The organism is Streptomyces sp. 63XJN7_1_ISO-PGPR-S23-121 (assembly GCF_056173025.1).
Window position 1 is genome coordinate 7041483 of the sequence record NZ_CM149653.1, and the last position, 6018, is coordinate 7047500.

General features: G+C 69.9%; 4 protein-coding genes and 2 rRNA genes (1 of these 6 cut by a window edge). 4 read left to right on the plus strand and 2 right to left on the minus strand.

The window, feature by feature from the left end; translation table 11 throughout:
• Positions 1 to 3: 3 nt before the first annotated feature.
• The 4 genes from AC0VYN_RS31475 to AC0VYN_RS31490 are packed head-to-tail and all read left to right on the plus strand — an operon-like array spanning position 4 to position 4266.
• On the plus strand, positions 4 to 765 hold the full coding sequence (locus tag AC0VYN_RS31475; protein ID WP_475533712.1) for a DUF4129 domain-containing protein: 762 nt from the start codon (positions 4 to 6) through the stop codon (positions 763 to 765).
• Entirely contained in the window at positions 762 to 1967 is a 1206-nt protein-coding gene (locus tag AC0VYN_RS31480; protein ID WP_475533713.1) for a DUF4350 domain-containing protein, read from the plus strand. The genes AC0VYN_RS31475 and AC0VYN_RS31480 overlap by 4 nt, the downstream gene beginning before the upstream one ends.
• Complete coding sequence (locus AC0VYN_RS31485) at positions 1967 to 2956, plus strand: AAA family ATPase (protein WP_475537021.1); 990 nt, start codon at positions 1967 to 1969, stop codon at positions 2954 to 2956. The genes AC0VYN_RS31480 and AC0VYN_RS31485 overlap by 1 nt, the downstream gene beginning before the upstream one ends.
• Positions 2956 to 4266, plus strand: coding sequence for a DUF58 domain-containing protein (locus AC0VYN_RS31490; protein ID WP_475533714.1), 1311 nt, complete (start codon positions 2956 to 2958; stop codon positions 4264 to 4266). The genes AC0VYN_RS31485 and AC0VYN_RS31490 overlap by 1 nt, the downstream gene beginning before the upstream one ends.
• 101 nt (positions 4267 to 4367) lie before the next feature.
• Here the strand turns inward: AC0VYN_RS31490 and rrf are convergent.
• Positions 4368 to 4484: ribosomal RNA gene (rrf, locus tag AC0VYN_RS31495) — 5S ribosomal RNA — on the minus strand.
• 87 nt (positions 4485 to 4571) lie between these two features.
• Positions 4572 to 6018: ribosomal RNA gene (locus AC0VYN_RS31500) — 23S ribosomal RNA — on the minus strand; it runs 1675 nt beyond the window's last position.

Here is a 6018-nt window from a genome sequence, read left to right on the forward strand (position 1 = left end):
GCGGTGAGTCCGACGGGGGGAGTTCTCACAGAGGTGCTGCCACGCACCGCCGTACGGACGTTGCTGCGCGTCGGCGACACCTCCGTGGCGTCCCTGGCGCGCTCCGGCGACGAACCGCCGGTGACGACGCCGCGCGATCCCGCACGGGATGCGGCGCGGCGCGAGCTGTCCAAGCGCATGTACCACGAGAACGACCCCAGCTGGGTCCAGCGGGCCCTGAACGCCCTCTGGGACTGGATCGGCGAGCTGTTCGCCAGGGCCTCCACCGCCACGCCCGGAGGGGCGCTCGGCCTGATCGTCATCGTCCTGGCCGTCCTGGCCGTCCTGGGGGCCCTGTGGTGGCGCCTGGGCACCCCGCGCCGCGGGCCCGTCTCCGCACCCGCCCTGTTCGACGACCGCCCCCGCAGCGCCGCCGACCACCGCGCCGCCGCCGAGGCGCACGCCGCCCAGGGCCACTGGAGCCAAGCCGTCCAGGAACGCATGCGGGCCGTCGTCCGCGCCCTGGAGGAACGCGCCCTCCTCGACGTCCGCCCCGGCCGCACCGCCGACGAGGCGGCCACGGAGGCCGGCCGCGCCCTGCCCGCCCACGCCGGCCGGCTGCGCGCCGCGGCCCGGGACTTCGACGACGTCGCGTACGGCGGCCGTCCGGGCACCGAGCAGTCGTACCGGCGGCTGGCCGGCCTCGACGCCGACCTGGAACGCAGCAGACCGCAGCTGACCGGCAGCGGGAACGGCTCCGACACCCGCCCGGGAGCCGCCGGATGACCACCGAGGCCACGCTTCCCACCACCTCGGCCTCGCCCACCGCCCGCCGGCTGTGGACCCGCACGCGAGGCGTCGCGCTCGCGCTCGTCCTGCTGCTCGCCGGCGCCGTCGCGATCGCCGTCGTCCGCTCCGACGCCCGGCACGGCGAGCTCGACCCGCGTTCCGCGGACCCCTACGGCAGCCGGGCCGTCGCCGAACTCCTCGCCGACCGGGGCGTGTCCACCCGGGTGGTCACCACCCTGGACGACGCCCGCGCCGCGGCGGGGCCGCACACCACCCTGCTGGTGGCCGCCCCCGACCTGCTGACCGCGCGCCGGCAGGCCGAGCTGCGCTCCGCGACCGCCGGCTCCGGCGGACGTACGGTCCTCGTGGCCCCCGGCACCTCCGTCGACCGGCTCGTCCCCGGTGTCACCGCCGACCCCGCGCGCAGTTTCGACTCGACGCTGTCCCCCGACTGCGACCTGCCCGCCGCCCGCCGCGCGGGCAATGCCGACACGGGCGGAATCCGCTACTCCAGCACCCACCCGCGAGCCGACCTCTGCTACCCCAGCGAGAACCTGGCCACCCTGCTCCGCGTACCGGCGACATCGCCGGCATCCGGCGGCACGGCCCCGGGCGACACGATCGTCCTCGGCGCCCGCGACATCCTCTACAACAACCACCTCGACGAGCACGGCAACGCCTCGCTCGCCCTGCAACTCCTCGGCTCCCGCCCCCACCTGGTCTGGTACCTCCCCTCGCTCTCCGACACCACCGCCCCGGACGACGAGCGCGGCTTCTTCGACCTGATCCCCTCCGGCTGGCTGTGGGGCACCCTGCAACTCTTCGTCGCCGCCGTCCTCGCCGCCCTCTGGCGGGCGCGCCGGCTCGGCCCCCTGGTGCCCGAAAAACTCCCCGTGGCGATCCGCGCCTCCGAGACGACCGAAGGCCACGCCCGCCTCTACCGCAGGGCCAACGCCCGCGACCGCGCGGCCTCCGCTCTCCGCTCCGCGACCCGCATCCGCCTCGCCCCCCTCGTAGGCGTCCCCGTCGCCCGGGCGCACGCGCCCGAGGCCCTGCTCCCCGCGTTGTCCGCCCACCTCCACGGCGACGGACAGTCCCTGCACACCCTCCTCCACGGCCCGCCGCCCGGCGACGACGCGGCACTCATCGCCCTCGCCGACCAACTCGACGCCCTCGAAAGAGAGGTACGCCGTCCATGATGGACCCGACCACTGACAACGCCGGGCAGAGCGGAGACCCGGGCAACGCCCGCGCCGCCCTCGAGGCCCTGCGCGCCGAGATCGCCAAGGCCGTGGTCGGCCAGGACGCCGCCGTGACCGGTCTCGTCGTCGCACTCCTGTGCCGCGGCCACGTCCTCCTCGAAGGCGTCCCCGGTGTCGCCAAGACCCTCCTCGTCCGCGCCCTGGCCGCCTCCCTCGAGCTCGACACCAAGCGGGTCCAGTTCACCCCGGACCTGATGCCCAGCGACGTCACCGGCTCCCTGGTCTACGACACCCGCACGGCCGAGTTCTCCTTCCAGCCCGGCCCGGCCTTCACCAACCTGCTCCTCGCCGACGAGATCAACCGCACGCCCCCGAAGACCCAGTCGTCCCTCCTCGAAGCCATGGAGGAACGCCAGGTCTCGGTCGACGGCACCCCCCGCCCGCTCCCCGAGCCGTTCCTGGTCGCCGCGACGCAGAACCCGGTGGAGTACGAGGGCACCTATCCCCTGCCGGAGGCCCAGCTGGACCGCTTCCTCCTCAAGCTGACGGTCCCGCTCCCGTCCCGGCAGGACGAGATCGACGTCCTCACCCGCCACGCCACGGGCTTCGACCCGCGCGACCTGCGCGCCGCCGGCGTACGCCCGGTGGCGAGCGCCGCCGACCTGGAAGCGGCCCGCGCCGAGGTGGCCAGGACGACGGTGCACCCGGAGATCACGGCCTACGTCGTCGACATCTGCCGTGCCACCCGCGAGTCGCCGTCGCTCACCCTGGGGGTCTCGCCCCGCGGAGCCACGGCGCTGCTGTCGACGTCCCGGGCGTGGGCCTGGCTGACGGGCCGCGACTATGTCACCCCCGACGACGTGAAGGCCCTCGCGCTGCCCACGCTGCGCCACCGGGTGCAGCTCCGTCCGGAGGCCGAGATGGAGGGCGTGACCGCCGACTCGGTCGTCAACGCGATCCTCGCCCACGTCCCCGTCCCCCGCTGATGGCGCTCACCGGACGCACCGCGCTCCTCGCGGCCCTCGGCTCCGTCCCCGTCGGGATCTGGGCCCCCGGCTGGACGGGCATTCTCGCGGTCAACGCCCCGCTGGCGTTGGCCTGCGCCTGCGACTTCGCCCTGGCCGCCCCGGTACGGCGCCTGCGCCTGGCCCGCTCCGGCGACACCTCCACCCGCCTGGGCGAGACCGCCGACGTCACGCTGGCGGTCGACAACCCGTCCGGCCGCCCGCTCCGAGCCCACCTCCGCGACGCCTGGCCGCCGAGCAGCTGGCAGCCCGGCACGGAGATGCCGGCCTCGCGCCACCGCCTGACCGTCCCTCCCGGCGAGCGCCGACGCGTGACCACGCGCCTGCGGCCCACCCGCCGGGGCGACCGCCAGGCGGACCGGGTCACGATCCGCTCGTACGGCCCCCTCGGCCTCTTCACCCGCCAGGGCTCCCACCGTGTCCCCTGGACGGTACGCATCCTGCCTCCGTTCACCAGCCGGAAGCATCTCCCGTCCAAGCTGTCGCGGCTCCGCGAGCTCGACGGCCGGACCAGCGTGCTCACCCGCGGCGAGGGAACGGAGTTCGACAGCCTCCGTGACTACGTCCCCGGCGACGACACGCGTTCCATCGACTGGCGCGCGACAGCCCGCCAGTCCTCCGTCGCGGTCCGCACCTGGCGCCCCGAGCGCGACCGGCACATCCTGCTCGTCCTCGACACGGGCCGCACCTCCGCGGGCCGTGTGGGCGACGCCCCGCGCCTCGACGCGTCCATGGACGCCGCTCTGCTCCTGGCCGCCCTGGCTTCCCGCGCCGGCGACCGCGTCGATCTCCTCGCCTACGACCGCCGGGTACGCGCCCTGGTCCAGGGGCGGACGGCGAAGGACGTACTTCCCGCTCTGGTGGACGCGATGGCGACCCTGGAGCCGGAGCTCCTGGAGACCGACGCGCGGGGCCTCACCGCGACAGCGCTCCGCTCCGCCCCACGGCGTTCCCTCGTCGTGCTGTTCACGACTCTCGACGCGGCGCCGATCGAGGAGGGGATCCTCCCCGTCCTGCCTCGGCTGACTCAGCGCCACACGGTCCTCGTGGCGTCCGTGGCGGACCCGCACGTCTCCCGGATGGCGAAGGCCCGCGGTGACACGGAGGCCGTGTACGAGGCTGCGGCGGCGGCGCAGGCTCAGACCGAGCGCCGTCGCGTCGCGGACCAGCTCCGCCGGCACGGTGTGACGGTCGTCGACGCGACCCCGGACGAGCTGGCACCCGCCCTGGCCGATGCCTATCTGGAACTCAAGGCCGCGGGCCGTCTGTGACCGGGCGGGACCGAAAGGTCCCGCTCCCCTGTCTCACACGAAAAAGGACCCTGAAACGCAGAAAACCCCGCACCGTGAGGTGCGGGGTTTTCCCAATATTTGTTCGGCGGCGTCCTACTCTCCCACAGGGTCCCCCCTGCAGTACCATCGGCGCTGAAAGGCTTAGCTTCCGGGTTCGGAATGTAACCGGGCGTTTCCCTAACGCTATGACCACCGAAACACTATGAAACAGACAACCAGCCGCCCCTGTGACCGGGGACGGGTTGTTCGTGGTTTCAGAACCAACACAGTGGACGCGAGCAACTGAGGACAAGCCCTCGGCCTATTAGTACCGGTCACCTCCACACCTCACGGTGCTTCCAGATCCGGCCTATCAACCCAGTCGTCTACTGGGAGCCTTACCCCATCAAGTGGGTGGGAGTCCTCATCTCGAAGCAGGCTTCCCGCTTAGATGCTTTCAGCGGTTATCCCTCCCGAACGTAGCCAACCAGCCATGCCCTTGGCAGGACAACTGGCACACCAGAGGTTCGTCCGTCCCGGTCCTCTCGTACTAGGGACAGCCCTTCTCAAGACTCCTACGCGCACAGCGGATAGGGACCGAACTGTCTCACGACGTTCTAAACCCAGCTCGCGTACCGCTTTAATGGGCGAACAGCCCAACCCTTGGGACCGACTCCAGCCCCAGGATGCGACGAGCCGACATCGAGGTGCCAAACCATCCCGTCGATATGGACTCTTGGGGAAGATCAGCCTGTTATCCCCGGGGTACCTTTTATCCGTTGAGCGACGGCGCTTCCACAAGCCACCGCCGGATCACTAGTCCCGACTTTCGTCCCTGCTCGACCCGTCGGTCTCACAGTCAAGCTCCCTTGTGCACTTACACTCAACACCTGATTGCCAACCAGGCTGAGGGAACCTTTGGGCGCCTCCGTTACTCTTTAGGAGGCAACCGCCCCAGTTAAACTACCCATCAGACACTGTCCCTGATCCGGATCACGGACCCAGGTTAGACATCCAGCACGACCAGACTGGTATTTCAACGACGACTCCACCCATACTGGCGTATGGACTTCAAAGTCTCCCAGCTATCCTACACAAGCCGAACCGAACACCAATATCAAACTGTAGTAAAGGTCCCGGGGTCTTTCCGTCCTGCTGCGCGAAACGAGCATCTTTACTCGTAGTGCAATTTCACCGGGCCTATGGTTGAGACAGTCGAGAAGTCGTTACGCCATTCGTGCAGGTCGGAACTTACCCGACAAGGAATTTCGCTACCTTAGGATGGTTATAGTTACCACCGCCGTTTACTGGCGCTTAAGTTCTCAGCTTCGCCTGGACGAATCCAAGCTAACCGGTCCCCTTAACGTTCCAGCACCGGGCAGGCGTCAGTCCGTATACATCGCCTTACGGCTTCGCACGGACCTGTGTTTTTAGTAAACAGTCGCTTCTCGCTGGTCTCTGCGGCCACACCCAGCTCAGAGTGCAAGACTCGTCACCAGACGTGGCCCCCCTTCTCCCGAAGTTACGGGGGCATTTTGCCGAGTTCCTTAACCATAGTTCACCCGAACGCCTCGGTATTCTCTACCTGACCACCTGAGTCGGTTTAGGGTACGGGCCGCCATGAAACTCGCTAGAGGCTTTTCTCGACAGCATAGGATCATCCACTTCACCACAATCGGCTCGGCATCAGGTCTCAGCCACAAGTGCGACGGATTTGCCTATCGCACGGCCTACACCCTTACCCCGGGACAA

Bases quoted from the DNA above. Each gene is read 5' to 3' on its own strand.
- AC0VYN_RS31480 (WP_475533713.1), top strand. From the start codon at position 762: ATGACCACCGAGGCCACGCTTCCCACCACCTCGGCCTCGCCCACCGCC.
- AC0VYN_RS31485 (WP_475537021.1), top strand. From the start codon at position 1,967: ATGGACCCGACCACTGACAACGCCGGGCAGAGCGGAGACCCGGGCAAC.
- AC0VYN_RS31490 (WP_475533714.1), top strand. From the start codon at position 2,956: ATGGCGCTCACCGGACGCACCGCGCTCCTCGCGGCCCTCGGCTCCGTC.